The following is a 21,286-nucleotide window of genomic DNA, read 5'->3' as shown; positions in this document are numbered from 1 at the left end:
GGACTTTGAAGGGCTGTTACTGACCGTCCACGCTGCGCGGCACGCCGAGGGGGTTGCTGTCTCGTAGGACCTCGGGCAACAGCGCGTCAGGGAAGCCCTGATAGGTCAACGGACGCAAAAAGCGTTCGATCGACGTCATGCCCACAGAGGTGAAGCGGCTGTCTGACGATGCCGGAAACGGTCCGCCGTGAATGGTCGCGTATGACACTTCCTGCGGATGGGCAAAGGCGTTGACCACAATCCGCCCGGTCCGCCGTTCCAGAATCGGCAGTAGTTGCCGGGCCAGATCGAAATCTTCCTCTTCCAGATGCATTGCCGCGCTGAGCTGACCGGGCAGCGCGCGAGCGACTGCGAGCATTTGCGCCTCATCCTTGACCTTCACCAGCAGCGCTGCCGGACCAAACACTTCATGTGCGAGTGCCGACTCGCCGAGGAAACGTTCGCCGTCCACTTCCAGCAAGGCTGACTGACCATCGAGATCCGCCACCGCCGACAAGCCCTCGACGACAGGCTGGGCACCCGCGCTTTGCAGTTGGTCCAGACCGCTGAGGTAGGACGCGTGAATACCCGGCGTCAACATCGGACGTGCCGGCGCATCTGCCACCCGTTGGATCATGGCCGTGCGCATGGCGTCGAATCCGGTGCCTTCGATTGCAATCAGGATCGCCGGTTTGAGACAGGCCTGGCCGACGTTGACCAACATGCGTTCGGTAAACCCGTCGCCAATCTGTGCACCGCGAACAGCCAATGCCTGGGGCAGGATGAACGTCGGGTTAACACTGGTCATCTCGGTAAACACCGGGATCGGGTCGGGGCGCAGTTGGGCGCGGCGATACAGTGCCATGCCTCCTTGTTCGGAACCGGTGAAGGTCACGGCCTTGATCAGCGGATGGTCGACCAACGCTTCGCCGATGGCATTGCCACCGCCCCGCACCATGGAGAACACGCCTTCCGGCAAGCCGCTGTCCTGCACTGCTTTGCGAATGGCCCTGGCCTGAATTTCCGAGGCGCCAGGGTGGGCGTTGTGAGCCTTGACGATCACCGTCGCGCCCGCCGCCAGTGCCGAAGCGGTATCGCCACCGGCCACCGAGTAACTGATGGGAAAGTTACTCGCGCCGAATATCGCCACCGGGCCGAGGGCGATTTTCTGCAAACGGTGGTCCATGCGCGGTCGCGGTTGGCGATCAGGCTGCGCCGGGTCGATAGCCAGTTGCAGGAACCGGCCTTTGCGCACCACATCGGCGAACTGGCGAAACTGGGTGGCGGCCTTCGCCGCTTCGCCCTGAAGTTGCGCCTCGGGCAGGCCGGTTTCCAGCGCGGCCCGTGCTGCCAAGGGCAGGGCGACTGTATCGAGGTTATCGGCGATGCGCTCGAGGAACGCTGCCCGTTCAGTCAGCGAGGTATGGCTGTACTGATCGAACGCTTCGTCGGCGAGGTTTGCCGCCATGTCCACTTCCACCACGCCACCGAAGGCGAAGTCCGGCTCGATGAGCTGATTGGTCGAGGGATTAAGCGCTTTCATGGTCCCGGCACTGGCGGGGACTTCGTTGGCGCCGATTAACAGGTTTCCGGTCAGTTTCATTTTCAGCTCACGACTTGAGGGTGGCGATCAGTTGCTCGGTCGTCACAATCGAATGGGCGTACGTCGGGCCGTTGAGTTCATGGGCGGCGTGCATCATTTCCGGCTTGAAAGCGGCGGTAGCGTCGCGCACCAGGGTGACGTGGTAGCCGAGCTCTTGTGCGTAACGGGCAGTGGCTTCGATGCAGGTGTTGGCGAGCAGGCCGACGATGATCACGTGGGTAATGCCTTTCTGCTTGAGCCGGAAATCCAGGTCGGTATTGGCAAAGCCGCTGGAACCCCAATGCTCCTGAACGATGATGTCGCCGTCCTGCGGCGCAAAATCGGGATGCCATTCGCCGCCCCATTCGCCGCGTGCGAAGTGGTGCATGTGCTGGATCTTGCATTGGGTAGGGCTCGGGTGATCCCAGTTTTCGTAGTCGCCTTGTTCCCAGCGACGGTGCGGTACGATGACCACCTGGATGTCGAGGGCGCGGACGGTGCGGTCGAGGCTGCGCAGGTTATCGAGCAGGCCGACCTGGTTGGCGATGGGTTCGAGCAGGGGGAAGATTTTGCCGCCTTCGGACAGGAAATCGTTGTAGGGATCGACCAGCAGGTAAGCGGTTCGATCAAGCGGGTAGGCTGCGTTGGACATGACTAATTCTCCAGGGATTTAGACTGACCCATGCGATGGGCTTGCCCCTGCATGGTGTTAATATGATAATCATAGTAACTAGGAAAGAGGCAAGCCCGTATGGCGGTAAAGAAGAATAGTCCTGAAACGTTGTGCCCGATTGCACGGGCCGAGGACATCGTCGGCGATCGCTGGACCGTGCTGGTTTTACGCGAATTGTTCATGCGCAATCATCGTTATGACGAGATTCAGGCGCAGACGGGCGGCACCCCGCAAATGGTCGCGGCGCGTCTTAAAAGTCTGGAGGCTGACGGCATGGTCGAGCGCCTCGCCTACAGCGAGCGGCCGCCGCGCTACGAGTACCACCTCACCGGCAAGGGTGAGGCGTTTTACTCGGTGGTATTAGCGTTGCGCGCCTGGGGTGAGACGTGGTGCAAATCCGCGGATGAGGGCCTGGCCGTGCGTTACACCCACAAGACCTGCGGCCAGCCTGCGGGGCTGGGGCCGTTGTGCGAGCATTGCGGTGAGTTGTTGCGCCGGGAAGAGTTGATCAGCGAGCCTGCGCCGGCCTATGCCGAGGAACGCAAATCACGACGTGAAGCCTTCAAGGGCAATCGTGGGGCGATGGCAGACAAGCAGGAAACGTGACGCACCGATGGCTTTTGTAGCAGCTGGCTACGCCAGCTGCTACGGATCACGTTATGTCCTGACGTTTACTATTCGTTCGCATAATAGTGACCATCACCGATCACAAGTTCTGTTGCTTGCGGCAAACAAGGAAAATCGCGCCCATCTGAAATGCTTCTACCGGAATCGGCGCGATGAATATTTTTACTCGATCGGCTCTTTTGGCAACCTTGCTGTTGGCAGGCTGTGCCTCAACGCCAAACGACCCAACGCTGACCTTGCAGACGAAAAAAGCACCTGAGGATTACGCTCAGTGTGTGCTGCCAAAACTGCATGAAGGCGCGCTGCACACCACCGTCTCGGAAAACGCGCGCAGCTACCGGATTGTGGTTTCGAGCAAGGTCGCTGCCAACGATGTCCTGGAGGCCTACAAGGGCAAGGTGTTCTTGTATGAACGTACCTTGCTGGCGTCGACCTTCGGCCCTTCGCGGCTCGAACGCGCCGCGCAGGAATGCCTCTAGGCAACTGTCTAACCCGCCCGTTTCCTTCTCATCGACACGCATCTGACGAACGTATCGATGCTGTTTGTCGCCCCGGTTTTTCTTTGCGTCTTTTAATACTGATCAAGTGTTCAATTGGGTTGCGTCGGAGGTATTCGCCTCGATATAGTGGCTAAATAATATCAACTATAAATCACCTGCCAGCAGGGCTGCGGCACTCTCGTTTTTGCGTGGTCTGTTTGCTGGTTGACGAATCGTTCATTCGAGAATGTTCATGCCTAATCGCTCTCTGCACTTCAAATTGTTCTGGACGGCACTGATGGGTACCGTCGTCGTCATGGCGCTGCTGCTGGGGTCCATTGCGTACATCGCCTATGGTTCGTCCGTCAAAGAAACGTTTGCCCTGGTCGATACCATCGTCAAGGCCAACGCCAAGGAAGTGGAAGTTGAACTCGGTGTCGGTTTTACCGTGGCCGAATCCCTGGCCAGTGTTGCGACCGCCATGCAACAACAGCAGGTAGATCGCAAAACCGCCGATGCAATGACGCGCCAATTGTTCGAGGCCAACCCGACGTTGTTGGGGCTTGGTCAGTACTGGGAACCGAACGCGTTCGACGGCAAGGACAGCGAGTTTGCCAACCAGCCAAACCATGATGCCACGGGTCGTTACCTGACCTATTGGAACCGTGCCAGTGGCGGGGTGAAGTCCGAAGTGTTGAGTGGTTACGTACCGGAAAACGCGGACAACCAGTATTACTACCGACCGCTGCGCACCCGCCAGCCGTGGGCCTCTGAACCCTATGCGTACGGCATCGGCAGTGGGCAGAAGGTGATGCTGATGTCGATCATGGTGCCGCTGTTGCAAGGTGGCAAAGCATTGGGTGTGGCAGGGGTGGATATCCCGCTTGAAAGCATCACCCGTCAACTCTCGACCATCGATGCCTATAAAGGTTATGGCGCGCTGATTTCCAGCGATGGCCTTTACGCCAGCCACCCCGATGCCAAGCGCTTGAGCCAACCTGCGGACGAGTTGCCGACGGCTGCCAAAGACGCGATCAAGGCGGGCCAGTCTTACAGTTTTGAGCGCGATGGCTGGGGTTATGTATTGCAACCAGTGCACATCGGCAAGTCGCCAAACAACTGGGCGCTGATGGTCGCTTATCCGCTGGCTGAAGCCATGGCCGGCATCAATCAGTTCCTTTACACGGCAGTGGTCATTGGTCTGGTGGCGTTGCTGGTCCTGGCCATTGTGCTGTGGCATTTGCTGGCGTGGCAGATCCGTCCGCTGTCCGGTCTCACCGTGGGCATCCAGGCCTGGGGCGGCGAACTGGGACTGCGCTTCGAACAACGCAGTGGCGATGAAACCGGGAAATTGGCCGGGGCTTTCAATCAATTCATTCAGCGTCTGGGGGATCTTGTGGGTTCGATTCGTCATAGCAGCACCGCACTGATGCAGATCTCCAATCACTTGGGCGATACCACCCAAGCGGTCGCCGAGCGTGCAACCTCGCAACACACCGCCACCGAAGAAATGGCCAGTGGCGTTACGGCACTGGCGCACTCGGTGACCGAGATGTCGCAGCAAGCCGAAGACGTGGAGCAACTGGCTCGCAACACCGAAGTGTTGACCACCAATATTTCCGGCGACATGAGCCAGACCCTGGCCGGCATTACCCACATCGACCAAACCATGGACGTGGTGGCCGGTGCCGTGGGTGATCTAGAGAAACGTTCGCAACAGATCGCCGGCATCATCGCGGTGATCCGCAGCATCGCCGATCAGACCAACCTGTTGGCCCTCAACGCCGCAATCGAAGCGGCGCGGGCAGGGGAGCAGGGCCGAGGGTTCGCCGTGGTGGCGGACGAAGTGCGGCAGTTGGCAGAGCGCACCAGTCGCTCAACCGGTGAAATTGGCGAGATGATCGGCGCCATTGGTTCGGACGTGCGCAACACGGTGGCCAACGTCCATCAGGTCGGCGAAGCGGTGCGTCAGGGCGTGGTGCAACTGACCACGTCTGCCCAGGGCGTGGACCAGATTCGCCAGCATGCCCAGGATATTCTGGCGCGCATCAGCGAAGTGGCACGCCAGACCCAAAGCCAGGCGGCCACCGGTGAACAGCTATCGGTCGCGATCCAGGGTGTGAGTCGCATTTCTGAGCAGAATGACCATGCGATTCGCAGCCTGCTCGATCAATCGCAGCAACTGCGTGATCAGGCGGGTTCCTTGAATCAGCAACTGACGCAATTCCGCGACTGATGCTCAAATTTTCACTGTAGGAACCGGCTTGCTGGCGATGGCGACCGAACAGTCGACATCGCCAGCAAGCCGGCACCTTCAAGGAGATTATTGTCGCGCGGAGGTGCTGTTGCGCAGCGTCAGCTCGAACGGCAGCACCACATGCCGTTGGGCCAGCGGCTTTTTTTCGATCAACGTGATCAGCATCTCGACGGCTTTGCGGCCGAACATTTCCGCCGGTTGCGCGATGGTCGTCAGCGGCGGGTCGCAGTAGGCCGCGAAAGGAATGTCGTCGAAACCCACCAGCGAAACGTCCTCGGGAACGCGCAAGCCCTGTTGCTTGATGTGCTTCAACGCGCCGATGGCCATCTCGTCGTTTTCGCAAAACAACGCCGTGGGGCGGTCGGCGAGTTTCAGCATCGCTGCCGCGCCGTCATACCCGGCTTTCAGACTGAAATCTCCGTGGCAGATCAATGCCGCATCCGAGGCGATGCCGGCCAGATGCAGGGCATCCTGATAACCAGCCACACGGTCGCGGGTCAGCGGGCTGCTTTTCGGGCCTTTGATCAGGCCGATGCGGCGGTGGCCGAGTTCGATCAAATGTTCGGTCATGGCCTTGGCGGCAGCGTGGTTGTCGAGGCTGATCGTGGGATGACGCCCACCCTGAATCACCTCGCAGGCGTTGACGATGGGCGGCAGTTCGGCGCTGGGGAACGGCGCTGCGAACGGGTCGTAGGCGCGCAACTGGATCACGCCGTCGGCCTGGTGGTTGTACACCAGCTCGGCGAATTCCCGTTCGATTTCCTCGCGCCCCTGGGTGTCGCACAACAGCAAGCGATAGTTCGCGGCCTGGGCGGCTTGCTGCGCACCGCTGATAACCCGTGCAAAAAAAGTGTTGGCGATGGCCGGTACCAGAATCACCAGGTTGCCAGTCCGGCGTGAGCGAAACTGCACCGCCATCAGGTTGGGTCGATAACCTGCCTGTTCCACGGCGGTGTTGACCTTGTCCCGGGTTTCGGGGAGCACGCGCTCGGGTGACTTCAATGTTCGGGACACCGTGGCCACCGAGACACCGGCCAGCCGGGCTACTTCGCGGATATTGGACAAGACCACCTCGTTTTCAAACAGCACGGCCGGCGAGCTTACCGCAGGTCGGCCATGGGCTGAAATGTTCCTGGAGGATTAACCGGGGTTTGACACGACACGCAACTGAGCCTAAATTTCCGCCACGATGTAACCGGTTACATCATGGCCGGATTTCAATCCAATTCGAGAAAAAATGCAATGAACGCTGCCGTGCCAAAAATAAGAATGGGTTTTGTCGGAGGCGGTGAGGGGGCTTTCATTGCCCAGGCTCATCGTCAGGCCGCCGGCCTCGATGGGCGCTTTGAACTGGTGTGCGGGGCGTTTAGCCGTAACGCCCAAAACAACCAGAACACTGGTGCAGCGCTGGGCCTGACGCCTTCACGCTGTTACAGCGACTGGCAGCAAATGATCGAAGCCGAGCGCGCATTGCCGGCCGAGCAGCGCATGGAGCTGGTGGTGATCGTCACCCCCAATCATTTGCACGCGCCGGTGGCCAGCCAGGCCCTGAGTGCGGGTTTTCATGTGTTCAGCGAAAAACCTGCGGCGCTCAATCTCGCTGAACTGCTTGACCTCAAAAACGTGGTCGAGCGCAGCCAGCGTCTTTACGGCCTCGCCCACACTTATCTGGGTTACCCGATGGTCTGGCAGGCGCGCGCGATGTTGCGCAGCGGCGTGATTGGCGCGGTGCGCAAGGTGATCGTCGAGTATCCGCAAGGCTGGCTGAGCCAGGATGTGGCCGGGCAGGGCAACAAGCAGGCCGCGTGGCGAGACCTGCCCGAGCAGTCCGGTTTGGGTGGATGCATCGGTGATATCGGTACCCATGCCTTTTCCTTGGCCGAGTTTGTCGCGGATCAACCCATCCAGCATCTGTGCGCGATGCTGGGCGTGCACATCGAAGGCCGACAGTTGGACGATGACGCTTCGATGCTGTTCAAAATGGCCGATGGCGCCAGCGGCGTGCTGATAGCCAGTCAAGTCTGCGCGGGCGAAGAGAACCCGCTGAAGATTCGGGTCTACGGCGACAAGGGCGGGCTGGAGTGGCGGCAGGAAGAACCCGCCAGTCTGGTCCATCGTGCCCTCGATCAACCGCTGCGCATCCTGCGGTCCGGTGTCGGCCAGCCGTGGTTGTGCGAAGCCGCCAGCCAGCGCATGCGCTTGCCCGCCGGGCATCCCGAAGGCTATCTCGAAGCCATGGCCAACCTTTACGGCGACTTTGCCAACGCAATTCGTGGCGAGGTTGCCGGCCATGACGCTCCCGGTGTGCCTGGCATCGACGTCGGTCTGCGGGGCATGGCGTTCATTGAAACCGTCATCGCCAACCATCGCGGCGACGCCAAGTGGACCGAACTGGTCTGCACCCCATGACTCTGGAGAATCCCGTGACCAACACCGCTCAATCCACTAACGGCATGCGCGGCCCGGGGATTTTCCTCGCGCAGTTCATGTCCGCCGAGGCGCCGTTCGATACCTTGGCCAACATCGCCCAATGGGCGGCATCCCAAGGGTACAAGGGCATTCAGTTGCCAACACTGGGGACGCAATTCATCGACCTGGCGCGCGCAGCCGAAAGCCAGAGTTACTGCGACGAATTGAAGGCTGTGTGCGCCGAGGCGGGCGTCGAAATCAGTGAGCTGTCGACCCATCTGCAAGGCCAACTGGTGGCGGTGCACCCGGCGTTCGACACGCTGTTCGATGACTTCGCACCGGAGCACTTGCGCGGGCAGCCCGAGGCGCGAACGGCGTGGGCCATCGACCAGTTGAAACTGGCGGCGCGCGCCAGTCAGCGCCTGGGCCTGAAAGCTCACGCGACGTTTTCCGGTGCGCTGCTCTGGCCCTATATGTACCCGTGGCCGCAGCGCCCGGCGGGTCTGGTCGAACAGGGTTTTGCTGAATTGGCCAAGCGCTGGTTGCCGATCCTCGATTGCTTTGAGGAGGCCGGTGTCGACCTGTGCTACGAAATTCATCCCGGCGAAGACCTGCATGACGGCGCCTCGTTCGAGCGTTTTCTTGAAGCGGTCGATCACCATCCCCGCGCCGCCATCCTCTATGACCCGAGCCATCTGTTGCTGCAGCAGATGGACTATCTGGGTTTCATCGATCGCTACCACGAGCGCATCCGCATGTTCCACGTCAAGGACGCCGAGTTCCGCCCCGATGCCCGTTCCGGTGTCTATGGCGGTTATCAAGGTTGGGTCGAGCGGCCGGGTCGTTTTCGTTCGTTGGGCGATGGCCAGATCGATTTCAAATCGATTTTCAGCAAGCTCACCCAATACGACTTCGCCGGTTGGGCCGTGCTGGAGTGGGAGTGCTGCCTGAAGGATGCCGCGCAGGGTGCCGCTGAAGGCGCAGCGTTCATCGAGCGGCACATGATCACCAAGACGCGCAAAGCCTTCGACGATTTTGCCGGCGTGTCTTCTGACGAACGTTTCAATCGACGCCTGTTGGGGTTGCCCGACGCCTGACGCTGTTCCATTGCTCGCAAAAAACAACAATAAAACGGTGACTGTAATGACTCTGATGACCGCGCGACTCAGCGCAATGATGTTCCTGCAGTTCTTTATCTGGGGCGGCTGGTTCGTCACCCTCGGTACGTTTCTCGCCAGCAATCTGGGCGCCACGGGCGGGCAGATCGGCATGGCGTTTTCGACCCAGTCATGGGGCGCGATCATTGCGCCGTTTGTGATCGGTTTGATCGCCGACCGTTTCTTCAATGCCGAGCGCATTCTGGCGGTGTTGCATCTGGTGGGCGCGGTGTTGCTGTATCAACTGTATCGCGCGCCGGACTTCAGCACGTTCTACCCGTTTGTGCTGGCCTACATGATGATCTACATGCCGACCCTGGCCCTGGTGAACTCGGTCGCCTTCCGCCAGATGAGTGACCCGGCCCTGGAGTTTTCGCGCATTCGTGTGTGGGGCACCATCGGCTGGATCGTGGCCGGTGTGGTGATCAGTTTTGTGTTCGCCTGGGATTCGCAAGCGGCGATCACGTCGGGCGGTTTGCGCAATACCTTCCTGATGTCGGCCATCGCCTCGCTGCTGTTGGGGCTCTACAGTTTCACCTTGCCGCGCACCGCGCCGTTGAAGCCCGAAGCCGGCCAAGGCGGGCTCAAGCAGATGCTCGGGCTGGACGCTTTGGGTTTGCTCAAGGACCGTAGCTATCTGGTGTTCTTCATCGCCTCGATTCTGATCTGCATCCCACTGGCGTTTTATTACCAGAATGCCAACCCGTTCCTGGCGGAAATCGGCGTGACCAACCCCACGGCGAAAATGGCCATCGGGCAGGTGTCCGAAGTGCTGTTCATGCTGCTTCTGCCGCTGTTCATCCATCGCTTCGGCATCAAGCTTGCGCTGTTGGTGGGCATGCTGGCGTGGGCCTTGCGCTATCTGTTGTTCGCCTACGGCAACAACGGTGACCTGGCGTTCATGCTGTTCACGGGCATCGCTCGAACGCGGGCATCGCCTTCATCGGTTTGCGCCCCTTTGATGAGCGCAAGGACCCAAGCCTGTCTGCCGGAGCGATTTCTGCTTCGTTGAACGCCAAGTTCGGCGGCATTCAGGACGCCTACATCGCAGTGTTCCCGCCACCCCCGGTGCAAGGCTTGGGCACCATCGGCGGTTTCCGCTTGCAGATCGAAGACCGCGGCAACCTCGGGTACGACGAGCTGTACAAAGAGACCATGAACATCATTACCAAGAGCCGCAGTGTTCCGGCGTTGGCCAATCTGTTCACCAGTTACACGGTGAATGTGCCGCAGGTCGAAGCAGCCATCGACCGCGAAAAAGCCAAGACCCACGGCGTGGCGATCAACGACATCTTCGACACCTTGCAGGTGTACCTGGGCTCGCTGTACGCCAACGACTTCAACCGTTTTGGCCGGACTTACCAGGTCAACGTGCAGGCCGAGCAACAGTTCCGCCAGGAACCGGAGCAGATCGGTCAGTTGAAAGTGCGTAACGATCGCGGCGAGATGGTCCCGCTGGCGACTTTCGTCAAGGTCAGCCCGACGTCGGGACCTGACCGGGTTTCGCACTACAACGGTTTCGTCACCGCCGAAATCAACGGCAGTGCGGCACCGGGCTACAGCTCCGGTCAGGCACAGGCTGCGATTGAAAAACTGCTCAAAGAGGAATTGCCCAACGGCATGACCTACGAATGGACCGACCTGACCTATCAACAGATCCTGTCCGGCAACACCGCGTTGCTGGTGTTCCCGCTCTGCGTACTGCTGGCGTTCCTGGTGCTGGCGGCGTTGTACGAAAGCTGGAGCCTGCCGCTGGCGGTGATCCTGATCGTACCGATGACCCTGTTGTCGGCGATTGCCGGGGTGATCATCTCCAAGGGTGACAACAACATCTTCACCCAGATCGGCTTGATCGTACTGGTCGGGCTGGCGTGCAAAAACGCGATCCTGATCGTCGAGTTTGCCAAGGACAAACAGGACCAGGGCCTGTCACCGCTGGACGCCGTGCTGGATGCTTGCCGCATGCGTCTGCGGCCGATCCTGATGACCTCGTTCGCGTTCATCATGGGCGTGATTCCACTGGTGACTTCCACCGGCGCCGGCTCGGAAATGCGTCGGGCCATGGGGGTGGCGGTGTTCTCCGGCATGCTCGGCGTGACCTTCTTCGGCCTGCTGCTGACCCCGGTGTTCTTCGTTCTGATCCGCCGCTACATCGAGCGCAAGCAGGCGCGCAGACAAGCCCATGCGCTGAAACTGGAGATGCAACCATGAGTGCCCTGAAGCTTTTCCTCCCCAGCCTTCTGGTCGCTGCGCTGGCAGCGTGCACGGTCGGGCCGGATTACAAGACGCCGGACACCGCACCGGCCCATAGCGTGTATGCGAAGGCGGCCAACTACGATCAGTCGCGATTCGAGCGAGTGTGGTGGCAGCAATTCGACGATCCCACGCTTAATCAGCTGGTGAGCAAGTCCCTGGAGGGCAACCGTGACCTGCGTGTGGCGTTTGCCCGCTGGAAGGCCGCACGGGCGATTCGTGACGACATCAGCAACGACAATTTGCCAGTGGTCACCAGCCGCGTCAGCAGCCAGCAAGGTCGCGCGCAAGTGCCCGGCCAAACCGAGAGCCGGGTCAATCTCGAACGCTACGATCTGGGGCTGGACATGGCTTGGGAAGTCGACCTGTTCGGGCGCATCCAGCGTCAGCTTGAGTCGAGCAACGCGCAGGAAGACGCGGCCGCGGCCGATCTTTATCAACTGCGTGTAACCATGATTGCCGAGCTGGTCGATGCCTACGGGCAACTGCGCGGGGCGCAACTGCGGGAAAAAATTGCCCTGGCCAACCTGAAGAATCAGAGCGATTCGCGCAGCGTCACAGTCAGCCTGCGCGATGCCGGTGTCGGCAATGAACTGGATGTGGTGCGTGCCGATGCGCGACTGGCGGCGGTGGAAGCGAGCGTGCCGCAACTGCAAGCGGAGCAGGTGCGGCAGAAAAATCGCATCGCGACGTTGCTGGGTGAGCGTCCGGATCAACTGAGCGTGTCGTTGAGCCCGGCAGATTTGCCGGCCATCGCCAAGGCGCTGCCGATCGGTGACCCCGGCGAGTTGCTGCACCGTCGACCGGATGTCCTGGCCGCAGAGCGCAGGCTGGCGTCGGCCACGGCGGATGTCGGCGTGGCCACTGCTGATCTGTTTCCCCGGGTCAGCCTGAGCGGTTTCCTGGGTTTCACCGCCGGGCGTGGTTCGCAAATCGGCTCCAGTGCCGCACGCGCCTGGGGCTTGGGGCCAAGCATCACATGGGCGGCGTTCGATCTGGGCAGCGTGCGCGCGCGTATTCGCGGGGCTAATGCCGAGGCGGAAGGCGCACTTGCCACCTACGAGCAGCAAGTGTTGCTGGCACTGGAAGAATCGGAGAACGCCTTCAGCGACTACGGCAAACGCCAGCAGCGCCTGCTGTCGTTGATCAGGCAAAGCGAATCGAGCCGTGCCGCGGCCGACCTGGCGGGCATCCAGTACCGTGAAGGCTCGGTCGATTATCTGGTGTTGCTCGATGCCGAACGCGAACGCTTGAACGCCGAGGATGCGCAGGCCCAAGGCGAAATCGATCAGTACCGGGGCATCGTCGCCATCTATAAAGCGCTGGGCGGCGGATGGGACAGCGGTGGCAACAAGGTGGTGGCCAACAAGTGATGCGCGACGTGTAAATCGTCACTCGAGGCGCACTGGTGAACCCGGTCCGCTCAGCGGTCATTACCGAAAAGCACAAGACTTGCGGCTGAAAAGCCGGATAATGGCCGCCATTCGTTTAGCTCGTATTCTGGTAAATCCGCATGGAAATCAAGGTCAACTTTCTCGACAACCTTCGACTTGAAGCCAAGTTCGATGACTTCACCGTGGTGGCCGACCAACCCATCCGCTACAAGGGCGATGGTTCGGCACCGGGTCCATTCGATTACTTCCTGGCTTCGTCGGCCTTGTGTGCGGCTTACTTTGTGAAGTTGTACTGCCAGACTCGCGACATTCCTACCGACAATATCCGCCTGTCCCAGAACAATATTGTTGACCCGGAAAACCGCTACAACCAGATCTTCAAGATTCAGGTCGAGTTGCCTGCTGACATCTCCGACAAGGATCGCCAGGGCATTTTGCGCTCCATCGACCGTTGCACGGTGAAGAAGGTGGTGCAGGCCGGGCCTGAGTTCGTGATTGAAGAGGTGGAAAACCTCGACGCCGATGCCCAGGCATTGTTGATGCCTGCTTCACTGTCCGAGTCGGGCACCTACATCGCCGGCAAGGACCTGCCGCTGGAGCAAACCATCGCCAACATGTCGGGCATTCTGGCCGGTCTGGGCATGAAGATCGAAATCGCTTCGTGGCGCAACATCGTTCCCAATGTCTGGTCGCTGCACATCCGCGATGCGCACTCGCCGATGTGTTTCACCAATGGCAAGGGTGCGACCAAAGAAGGCGCACTGGCGTCGGCGTTGGGCGAGTTTATCGAGCGGTTGAACTGTAACTTCTTCTACAACGATCAGTTCTGGGGTGAGGATCTCGCCAACGCGGCGTTCGTGCACTACCCGGACGAGCGCTGGTTCCAGCCTGGCCCCAAAGACGAGCTGCCGAGCGAAATTCTCGATGCCTATTGCCTGAAGATTTACAACCGCGATGGCGAGTTGCGCGGCTCGCATCTGTACGACACCAACTCGGGCAATGAAGAGCGCGGCATCTGTTCGCTGCCGTATGTGCGCCAGTCGGACGGTGAGGTGGTGTATTTCCCGTCCAACCTGATCGAAAACCTGTTCCTGAGCAACGGCATGAGCGCCGGCAACACGCTGGCCGAAGCACAGGTGCAGTGCCTGTCGGAAATCTTCGAACGCGCGGTCAAACGCGAAATCATCGAAGGCGAGTTTGCCTTGCCGGATGTACCAGCCGAGGTGTTGGCTAAGTACCCGGGCATTCTGGCCGGTATTCAGGCACTGGAGGAGCAGGGCTTCCCGGTGCTGGTGAAGGATGCCTCGCTGGGCGGCGAATTCCCGGTGATGTGCGTGACCTTGATGAACCCGCGTACCGGTGGCGTGTTCGCTTCGTTTGGCGCACACCCGAGCCTGGAAGTGGCGCTGGAACGCAGCCTGACGGAATTGCTTCAGGGCCGCAGTTTCGAAGGTTTGAACGACCTGCCTCAGCCGACGTTTGAAGGCCATGCGGTGACTGAGCCGAACAACTTTGTCGAGCACTTCATCGACTCCAGCGGCGTGGTGTCCTGGCGCTTCTTCAGTGCCAAATCGGATTACGAGTTCGTCGAGTGGGACTTCTCCGGCCAGGGTGAAAACTCCAACGCCGAAGAGGCCGCCACCCTGTTCGGCATTCTCGAAAGCATGGGCAAAGAAGTGTACATGGCGGTGTATGAGCACATCGGTGCCACGGCCTGTCGCATTCTGGTGCCGGACTATTCGGAAATTTATCCGCACGACGACCTGATTTGGGATAACACCAACAAAGCGTTGTTCTTCCGTGCCGACATTCTGAACCTGCACAGCCTCGACAAGGCTGGCTTGAAGGCGCTGGTCAAGCGTCTGGAAGACAGCGAGCTGGATGACTACACCGACATCACCACGCTGATCGGCATCGAGTTTGACGACAACACCGCGTGGGGTCAGTTGACCATCCTGGAGTTGAAGCTGCTGATTTATCTCGCCCTGCAAAAGTATGAAGAGGCGAAAGAAGCGGTGGAAATGTTCCTGCAATACAACGACAACACGGTCGAGCGCGGCTTGTTCTATCAGGCCGTCAACGCAGTGCTGGAAATGAAGCTGGACGAAGACCTGGAGCTGGAAGACTACGAAGCCAACTTCCGCCGGATGTTCGGCAACGAGCGGATGGACGCCGCGATCGGTTCGGTGGAAAGCAGCGTGCGTTTCTACGGGTTGACGCCGACCAGCATGAAGCTCGAAGGGCTCGACCGTCACCAGCGCCTGATCGACAGCTACAAAAAGCTGCACGCGGCGCGGGCCAATGTGACGGCTTTGTCCAAGTAAAAACGCGTGTGGCGCTGGCGTCTGCTGCGCAGCCGAACGCAGCCTCGCTGCGCTCGACAGCTGCTACGGGGGTGGCGTGATCCTGTAGCAGCTGGCGAAGCCTGCGTTCGGGGACGCAGTCCTCGTGGTTTTCGCGATGCAATGGGATTGCGTCTGCTGCGCAGCCTCGCTGCGCTCGACAGCTGCTACGGGGCCGCGGTTGATCGGGTTTCGCCAAATGGGGCCGTCGTTGGTCACCTTGCCGTTGAGCGCGTTGAGCAACGGTTCGGCGGCACCCGGAAACAGGGCATTTACCCGATGCGATCACCTTGAGAAAAAAGCGCGAGCAGCCCCCGCAACCTGAAAACTGCAACTAAGCTCCTCAGCGCCGGAATTGCGATCTCCGGGGACGATAACGCTGGGCAGGGGAGCCGACATGAGCGCCGAACAGAGTCAATACAGTCCGCCGGTCATACTGGTGGTGGATGACATACCCGACAATCTGATGCTGATGACCGACTTGCTCAAGGACCTCTACCGGGTCAAAGCGGCCAACAGTGGCGAGAAGGCCTTGCGGGTGTTGCAAGGCGATACGTTGCCGGACCTGATTCTGCTGGACGTGATGATGCCCGGCCTATCCGGTCACGAAGTGGCGGCCCAGCTCAAGCGCGACCCGCGAACCCGTGACATCCCGATCATCTTCCTGACTGCCATGACCGCGACCGAAGACGAAATTCTCGGCCTGGAACTGGGTGCCGTCGATTACATCGCCAAGCCGATCAGGCCACCCTTGCTGCTGGCCCGGGTCAGTACCCAACTGAAGATCAAGGCTGCGGCCGATTTCCTGCGGGATCAGAACGAATACCTGGAGCAAGAAGTACAGCGCCGGACCCGGGAGGTGACCGCCATCCAGGATGTGACCATCCAGGCCATGGCGTCACTGGCGGAAACCCGCGACAACGAGACGGGTAACCATATCCGCCGTACCCAGCATTACATCAAGGTGCTGGCGGGGCTGATGCAGGACCACCCGCGTTTCAGCCATTTTCTCAGCGACGAGATCATTCAGGTGCTGTTCAAGTCGGCACCGCTGCACGACATCGGCAAGATCGGCATTCCCGACCATATCCTCCTCAAGCCGGGGCGTTTTACCGAGGAGGAATTCGAAATCATGAAATCCCACACCACACTGGGGCGTGACGCCATTCAGCAAGCCGAGGATCGTCTGGGCATGCGCGTCGACTTCCTCAGCCTGGCCAAGGAAATCGCCTACAGTCACCAGGAAAAATGGGACGGCAGCGGCTATCCGCAGGGGCTGGCCGGTGACGACATTCCCATCAGCGCGAGGTTGATGGCGGTGGCCGATGTCTATGACGCGTTGATTTGTCGGCGGGTCTACAAACCGGGAATGCCCCACGCCCAGGCCGTGGAGATCATCCGCCAGGGCCGAGGGACGCACTTCGATCCGGACATCTGCGATGCGTTCCTGGCGAACAATGAGCAGTTCCATGCGATCGCCGAACGCTTCGTCGACAGCGACCAGGACTTGGCCAGCAAACGGGTTGCCCAGTAATAGTGGGATCGGTGTTTTCATTCGGGTTTGAGCCATGATCAGATTGCGCACCCTGCTTGAGCGTCTTGCACTTCGTCACAAACTGATCCTCGGCTTTTCTGCGCTGTCGCTGCTGGTGCTGGTGCTCGGCCTGCAAAGCTTGCGTACCCAGCAGTCGCTGAAACATGAGATGCAGAATCTCTATCTTCAGGAACTGGTCGGCATGGAGCATCTGCATGAGGCGCGGGTGCAACTGCCGCACCTGGTTCAGGCAATGCAGCGTGCGGTCGGCACCAACAGTGCAGAGATCCGCATCGAATCACTGCAGAAATTGCGCGACTCCCAAGAGCGCCTGCGCCTTTCACTTGCCGAAGCCAAAGCAACCCTGCGTCGCCCCGAGAACCTGGCGCGCCTGGCCGAACTCGACGGGATCTTGCAGCAGCTGCAACGGGATGGCGAACAGGCTTTTCAGTTGATTGATCAGGGCCGTCAGGGCCAGGCGCTGCTACTGCTCAACAGCGGCGAGTTCCAGCATCTGGATCAGCAGGCCGATGCGCTGTTGTATGCGGTCGCCCAGATCAAGGAAGCCTCCATTCGCGATACCGCCAAAGAGATTGCCGACTTTGCCGAGCGCAGTACCACGTGGACCTACATCCTGTTGTTGGGCGGCTTGTCGTTGGCGCTGCTGTTGTCCTGGTTGGTCAGTCAGTCGATTCGCAATCCGCTGAACCGGGTGCGGGTAGCCGTGGATCAGTTGGCCGCGGGTGAGCTTGATCGGGTGATTCCCCACACTGACATGAACAACGAGACGGGCGATCTGGCGCGCGCCATCGCCCAATTGCAGACCGAATCGCGTCAGCTTGAACGCCAGCGCTGGATCAAGGCGCACACTTCGCAGCTACAGGTCGACCTGCAACAGGCAGAAACGTCCACCGAGCTGGCTCAGGTGTTCCTGCGGCATATGGCAAGCGTGCAGGGTATCTGCCAGGGCGTGCTGTACAGCGCCAACGAAGACACTCGCCAATTACGGTTGATGGGCCGCTATGCCACCGACCCGGAGCGAGGGCCGGAGGCGCAAGTCAATTTCGGCGACGGCCTGTTGGGGCAATGCGCGGTGGACCGCCAGCCGCGTCAGCTTCAAGGGTTGCCGGAGCCGTACTGGCGTTTGCGCTCGCCGCTCGGTGAGATCCCCGCCACTTGCCTGTTGTTGCAGCCCATTGTGCATGGCGAGCGGCTGCTCGGCGTGCTTGAGCTGGCGAGTCTGCAACCGTTGGGCGAACGCGAATCCCTGCTGTTGCAGGAAGCCACACCGCGCCTGGCGGCGGCCATGGCTATCCTGGAGCGCAATCAGGCGGTCAAGTCGTTGTTGGCGGAAACCCGTCGCCAGGCCGACGAAATGGCCGAGCAGGCGTTGCAGCTGGAACAGCAGGCGCAGGAACTTGAAGCCCGGCAAGCGGCATTGCGCGCGACCGAAGCGTGGTACCGCGGGATCATCGAAGCAGCGCCTGACGGCATGCTGGTCGTTGATGCCCAAGGCATCATCCTGCGCACCAATCGGCAATTGGATCAGTTGTTCGGCTACGCCGCCGGTGAGTTGATTGGCGAAGCCATCGAACGCTTGGTACCGACGGCTTATCGGGGTCACCACGTTGAACAACGCAATGGTTTCCTGGCCCATGGCACCACTCGGCAAATGGGCGCCAACCTCGACGACCTGCACGGCGTGCGCAAGGACGGCAGTCTGTTCTCGGCTGAAATCAGTCTGTCACGCCTGCCGAGCCTGGAAGGCGAGGGTGGTATCTGCGTGTGCGCCTCTGTGCGTGACGTCAGTGAACGTCGTCAGCTGCAAGCGGCGCTCAAGACCAGCGAAACGCAGTTGCGCGCAGTACTCGACAGCAGCCCCGTTGCCATGTTGATCCGCGACATGGATGGCCGTCCGACGTACTGCAACCCACAATTTGAAAGCCTGTTCGCGACGCCTTTGGCTCGTCTCGACGGCACGGGGGCGAGCCGCTTCTGGGTCGATCAACAGGCCTACCAGCGCTTCGCCGACGCTGCCCTGCAAGGCGATGTGCTGAACTTCGAAGCGACCCTGCAGCGCACTGAAGGCGAACGCTTCGACGTACTGGTTTCGGCGATGACCCTGACATTAGGCGAGCGGGGGATTGGTGCCGATTGGTACTTCGACATCACCGACCGCAAGGCCGCCGAGGTCGAGGTTCAACGCGCACGCGAAACGGCAGAGGAAGCGACCCGCGCCAAGAGCGATTTCCTGGCCAACATGAGTCACGAGATCCGCACGCCGATGAACGCGATCATCGGCATGAGCCACCTGGCCCTGCGCACGGCACTCGACAACCGCCAGCGCAACTACATCGAGAAGGTCCATCGCTCGGCGGAGAACCTGCTGGGGATCATCAACGACATCCTCGACTTTTCCAAAATCGAAGCCGGCAAGATGCAACTGGAACAGGTCGGCTTCCACCTTGAGGATGTGCTCGACAACTTCGCCAACATGATCGGCCTGAAAACCGAAGACAAAGGCCTGGAGCTGTTGTTCAGCACGCAGCCAGGGTTGCCCACGGCGCTGGTCGGCGATCCACTGCGCCTGGGCCAGGTGCTGATCAACCTGGGCAACAACGCGGCGAAGTTCACCGAGCAAGGGGAGATCGTCGTGGGCGTCGAGCAGCGCGTGGGCAATGAAGACCAGGCCATATTGCATTTCTGGGTGCGTGACAGCGGCATCGGCATGAACACCGAACAGTGCGCCCGACTGTTCCAGCCGTTCAGCCAGGCGGATAGCTCCACGACTCGCAAATACGGCGGTACGGGGCTGGGCCTGGCCATCTCCCGGCACCTGGTGGAACTGATGGGCGGATCGATCTGGGTGGAAAGTGAACCGGGGCAAGGGTCCACTTTTCATTTCGATGTGCGTTTCGGCGTGCAGCGCGAGGTTCAGTCGCGAAGGATGTTTACCGCCGATGAACTGTTGGGCGTTCGCGTGTTGGTGGTGGACGACAATGCCAGTGCTCGGGAGATTCTCTCCAGCATGGCGCGCAGTTTCGGGATAGAAGTGGATGTGGCGCACAGCGGGCGTGTCGCGCTGGCGATGCTGGTAGAAGCCGAGGGCAAGGCCTTGCCCTATGACCTGGTGCTGATGGATTGGCGCATGCCGGGCATGGACGGTGTGCAAACGGTGCGGCACATGCATGCCGCCAACCTGGAGCGCATACCGTCGGTGATCATGGTGACCGCTTTCGGTCGCGAGGAGGCGCACGAGGAGGCTCGCCGGTACGGTTTGCAACTGCCGGTGACGCTGACCAAGCCGGTCACCTCGTCGACCTTGCTCGAAGCCCTTGGCACCGTGCTCGGCAAGGCGCCCCAGGCAGACACCCGCTTCAGCGAGCGAACCGGCCAGAGCAACAGTGCCATGGCCAGTCTGCGTGGCGCGCGCCTGCTGCTGGTGGAAGACAATGAGTTGAATCGAGAGTTGGCCAGCGAACTGCTGGAGAGTGCTGGCGTAGAGTTGTGCCTGGCTGTTCATGGCGAGGAGGCCCTTGATCAACTGGCGCGCGACGGCGATTTCGACGGTGTGTTGATGGACTGCCAGATGCCGGTGATGGACGGCTACACCGCCACCCGCCTGATTCGCCAACAACCGCGTTGGGCGGATCTGCCGATCATCGCGATGACGGCCAACGCCATGGCGGGGGATCGCGAGCGGGCGCTTGAGTGCGGCATGACCGATCACATCTCCAAACCCTTGAATGTCGAAGGGATGTTCACAACGCTAGCCAAATGGATCCGTCCCCGGCCCGGCCGCAAGGTGCATGAAGCCGTTGATTTGCCGATAGCTGTAGGCTTGCCTGCCAGCCTTCCGGGCATTGACTCAACAGCCGGTCTGGCCACCTGCATGGGCAAGGTCGAGCTCTACATACGCCTCTTGCGCAAGTTCCGAGACAGCCAGCAGGCCTTTCGCCAAGACTTCTTCGACTTCCGTGCTGACAGTGACCCTTCAGCCGCGGCGCGCCTGGCCCACAGCCTGCGCGGAACGGCAGGCAATATCGGTGCCATGGAACTTGCGAACGCGGCCACCGCGCTGGAACAGGCTTGCCTGGACGATGCCGGGGAACCGCTGCTGGCTGAGCGACTGGCAGAGGTCGAACGCTGTCTGGCGCCGGTCCTGCAAGGCTTGGCCAGCCTACCCGAGGCATTACCGCCTGCTGATCCCGTACCCGCTTCAACTGCCAATGGCGATTGGCAAGCGCGATTGGCCGGCATTCGGCAACTGCTGGTCGAGAGTGATACCCAAGTGCTGACGGCACTGCACGAACTGCAAGGATTGACCTTGGAGCCCGAGCTGGCCGAGCAACTGCGTCGGATTGTCCAGCGCGCCGAGCGCTTCGATTTCGATGAGGCTCTGGCGTTGCTGGAGAACCTATCCTGAGCATCACCAGCCCTTCGCTTTAACCCCCTGCCTGTTTCATCGGCGCGTCCTGCGCACGATGTTTCTCTCCCGAATCGACTAAGGGAAACCTTTAGCCGGGCGGGAGATTTCCCCCTTATGGATGCTGTTCGTCTTAATACCGGCGCGGCGCCTACTGACTTACCTTGCATGGAC

Annotated in this window: 13 protein-coding genes and 1 pseudogene; 11 read left to right on the top strand and 3 right to left on the bottom strand. The window is 60.4% G+C overall.

Going from position 1 to position 21,286, the window contains the following annotated elements; translation table 11 throughout:
- Window positions 1-16 precede the first annotated feature (16 nt).
- Window positions 17-1,582 carry an aldehyde dehydrogenase (NADP(+)) gene (locus KVG88_RS19515; protein ID WP_217872483.1) on the bottom strand — a complete coding sequence of 522 codons (1,566 nt, stop codon included), beginning with the start codon at window positions 1,580-1,582 and terminating at the stop codon, window positions 17-19.
- A gap of 7 nt (window positions 1,583-1,589) precedes the next feature.
- Window positions 1,590-2,213, bottom strand: a complete 624-nt coding sequence (locus tag KVG88_RS19510) for a cysteine hydrolase family protein (RefSeq protein WP_217872482.1) — start codon at window positions 2,211-2,213, stop codon at window positions 1,590-1,592.
- 99 nt (window positions 2,214-2,312) lie between these two features.
- Between KVG88_RS19510 and KVG88_RS19505 the strand changes: the two genes are divergently transcribed.
- The 3 genes from KVG88_RS19505 to KVG88_RS19495 all read left to right on the top strand — a co-directional run bounded on the left by KVG88_RS19505 (window position 2,313) and on the right by KVG88_RS19495 (window position 5,576).
- Window positions 2,313-2,840: a winged helix-turn-helix transcriptional regulator gene (locus tag KVG88_RS19505; protein WP_217872481.1), complete on the top strand. Its 528-nt coding sequence runs from the start codon at window positions 2,313-2,315 to the stop codon at window positions 2,838-2,840.
- A gap of 173 nt (window positions 2,841-3,013) precedes the next feature.
- Window positions 3,014-3,340, top strand: coding sequence for a hypothetical protein (locus tag KVG88_RS19500; protein ID WP_150700949.1), 327 nt, complete (start codon window positions 3,014-3,016; stop codon window positions 3,338-3,340).
- Between the two features lie 253 nt (window positions 3,341-3,593).
- The gene (locus KVG88_RS19495) at window positions 3,594-5,576 is read left to right on the top strand and encodes a methyl-accepting chemotaxis protein (RefSeq protein WP_150700948.1); all 1,983 of its coding nucleotides are present in this window, start codon (window positions 3,594-3,596) and stop codon (window positions 5,574-5,576) included.
- A gap of 87 nt (window positions 5,577-5,663) precedes the next feature.
- Here KVG88_RS19495 and KVG88_RS19490 read toward each other — a convergent pair whose 3' ends face one another.
- Window positions 5,664-6,662 (bottom strand): LacI family DNA-binding transcriptional regulator, encoded by a 999-nt coding sequence (locus tag KVG88_RS19490; protein WP_217872480.1) that lies wholly within the window; start codon window positions 6,660-6,662, stop codon window positions 5,664-5,666.
- Window positions 6,663-6,839: 177 nt separating this feature from the next.
- On the opposite strand from KVG88_RS19490, the gene KVG88_RS19485 reads away from it, so the two are divergent.
- The 8 genes and pseudogenes from KVG88_RS19485 (at window position 6,840) to KVG88_RS19450 (ending at window position 21,112) form a co-directional block, all read left to right on the top strand.
- The gene (locus KVG88_RS19485) at window positions 6,840-8,006 is read left to right on the top strand and encodes a Gfo/Idh/MocA family protein (RefSeq protein ID WP_217872479.1); all 1,167 of its coding nucleotides are present in this window, start codon (window positions 6,840-6,842) and stop codon (window positions 8,004-8,006) included.
- Window positions 8,003-9,103: a sugar phosphate isomerase/epimerase family protein gene (locus KVG88_RS19480; protein ID WP_217872478.1), complete on the top strand. Its 1,101-nt coding sequence runs from the start codon at window positions 8,003-8,005 to the stop codon at window positions 9,101-9,103. The genes KVG88_RS19485 and KVG88_RS19480 overlap by 4 nt, the downstream gene beginning before the upstream one ends.
- A 46-nt stretch (window positions 9,104-9,149) precedes the next feature.
- A complete protein-coding gene (locus tag KVG88_RS19475; RefSeq protein ID WP_225934065.1) occupies window positions 9,150-10,175 on the top strand; it encodes an MFS transporter in 1,026 nt (341 codons plus the stop codon).
- A pseudogene (locus KVG88_RS19470) lies at window positions 10,088-11,374 on the top strand (efflux RND transporter permease subunit); the annotation flags it as partial. The gene KVG88_RS19475 and the pseudogene KVG88_RS19470, both read left to right, overlap by 88 nt.
- Window positions 11,371-12,789: an efflux transporter outer membrane subunit gene (locus tag KVG88_RS19465; protein ID WP_217872477.1), complete on the top strand. Its 1,419-nt coding sequence runs from the start codon at window positions 11,371-11,373 to the stop codon at window positions 12,787-12,789. The pseudogene KVG88_RS19470 and the gene KVG88_RS19465, both read left to right, overlap by 4 nt.
- Before the next feature lie 140 nt (window positions 12,790-12,929).
- Entirely contained in the window at window positions 12,930-15,134 is a 2,205-nt protein-coding gene (locus tag KVG88_RS19460; protein WP_217872476.1) for an OsmC domain/YcaO domain-containing protein, read from the top strand.
- 415 nt (window positions 15,135-15,549) lie between these two features.
- A complete protein-coding gene (locus KVG88_RS19455) occupies window positions 15,550-16,686 on the top strand; it encodes a response regulator (RefSeq protein WP_217872475.1) in 1,137 nt (378 codons plus the stop codon).
- 34 nt (window positions 16,687-16,720) lie between these two features.
- Window positions 16,721-21,112: a response regulator gene (locus tag KVG88_RS19450; RefSeq protein ID WP_217872474.1), complete on the top strand. Its 4,392-nt coding sequence runs from the start codon at window positions 16,721-16,723 to the stop codon at window positions 21,110-21,112.
- Window positions 21,113-21,286: the final 174 nt, after the last annotated feature.

Origin of the sequence: Pseudomonas azerbaijanoccidentalis (genome assembly GCF_019145495.1) — a bacterium.
Taxonomy (GTDB): domain Bacteria; phylum Pseudomonadota; class Gammaproteobacteria; order Pseudomonadales; family Pseudomonadaceae; genus Aquipseudomonas; species Aquipseudomonas azerbaijanoccidentalis.
Note: the sequence above shows the minus strand (reverse complement) of the source record. Positions and strands in the feature narration are given on the sequence as shown.

Bases quoted from the DNA above. Each gene is read 5' to 3' on its own strand.
- KVG88_RS19495 (WP_150700948.1), top strand. From the start codon at position 3,594: ATGCCTAATCGCTCTCTGCACTTCAAATTGTTCTGGACGGCACTGATG.
- KVG88_RS19515 (WP_217872483.1), bottom strand. From the start codon at position 1,582: ATGAAACTGACCGGAAACCTGTTAATCGGCGCCAACGAAGTCCCCGCC.
- KVG88_RS19505 (WP_217872481.1), top strand. From the start codon at position 2,313: ATGGCGGTAAAGAAGAATAGTCCTGAAACGTTGTGCCCGATTGCACGG.
- KVG88_RS19450 (WP_217872474.1), top strand. From the start codon at position 16,721: ATGATCAGATTGCGCACCCTGCTTGAGCGTCTTGCACTTCGTCACAAA.
- KVG88_RS19465 (WP_217872477.1), top strand. From the start codon at position 11,371: ATGAGTGCCCTGAAGCTTTTCCTCCCCAGCCTTCTGGTCGCTGCGCTG.
- KVG88_RS19480 (WP_217872478.1), top strand. From the start codon at position 8,003: ATGACTCTGGAGAATCCCGTGACCAACACCGCTCAATCCACTAACGGC.
- KVG88_RS19455 (WP_217872475.1), top strand. From the start codon at position 15,550: ATGAGCGCCGAACAGAGTCAATACAGTCCGCCGGTCATACTGGTGGTG.
- KVG88_RS19510 (WP_217872482.1), bottom strand. From the start codon at position 2,213: ATGTCCAACGCAGCCTACCCGCTTGATCGAACCGCTTACCTGCTGGTC.
- KVG88_RS19485 (WP_217872479.1), top strand. From the start codon at position 6,840: ATGAACGCTGCCGTGCCAAAAATAAGAATGGGTTTTGTCGGAGGCGGT.
- KVG88_RS19500 (WP_150700949.1), top strand. From the start codon at position 3,014: ATGAATATTTTTACTCGATCGGCTCTTTTGGCAACCTTGCTGTTGGCA.
- KVG88_RS19460 (WP_217872476.1), top strand. From the start codon at position 12,930: ATGGAAATCAAGGTCAACTTTCTCGACAACCTTCGACTTGAAGCCAAG.
- KVG88_RS19475 (WP_225934065.1), top strand. From the start codon at position 9,150: ATGACTCTGATGACCGCGCGACTCAGCGCAATGATGTTCCTGCAGTTC.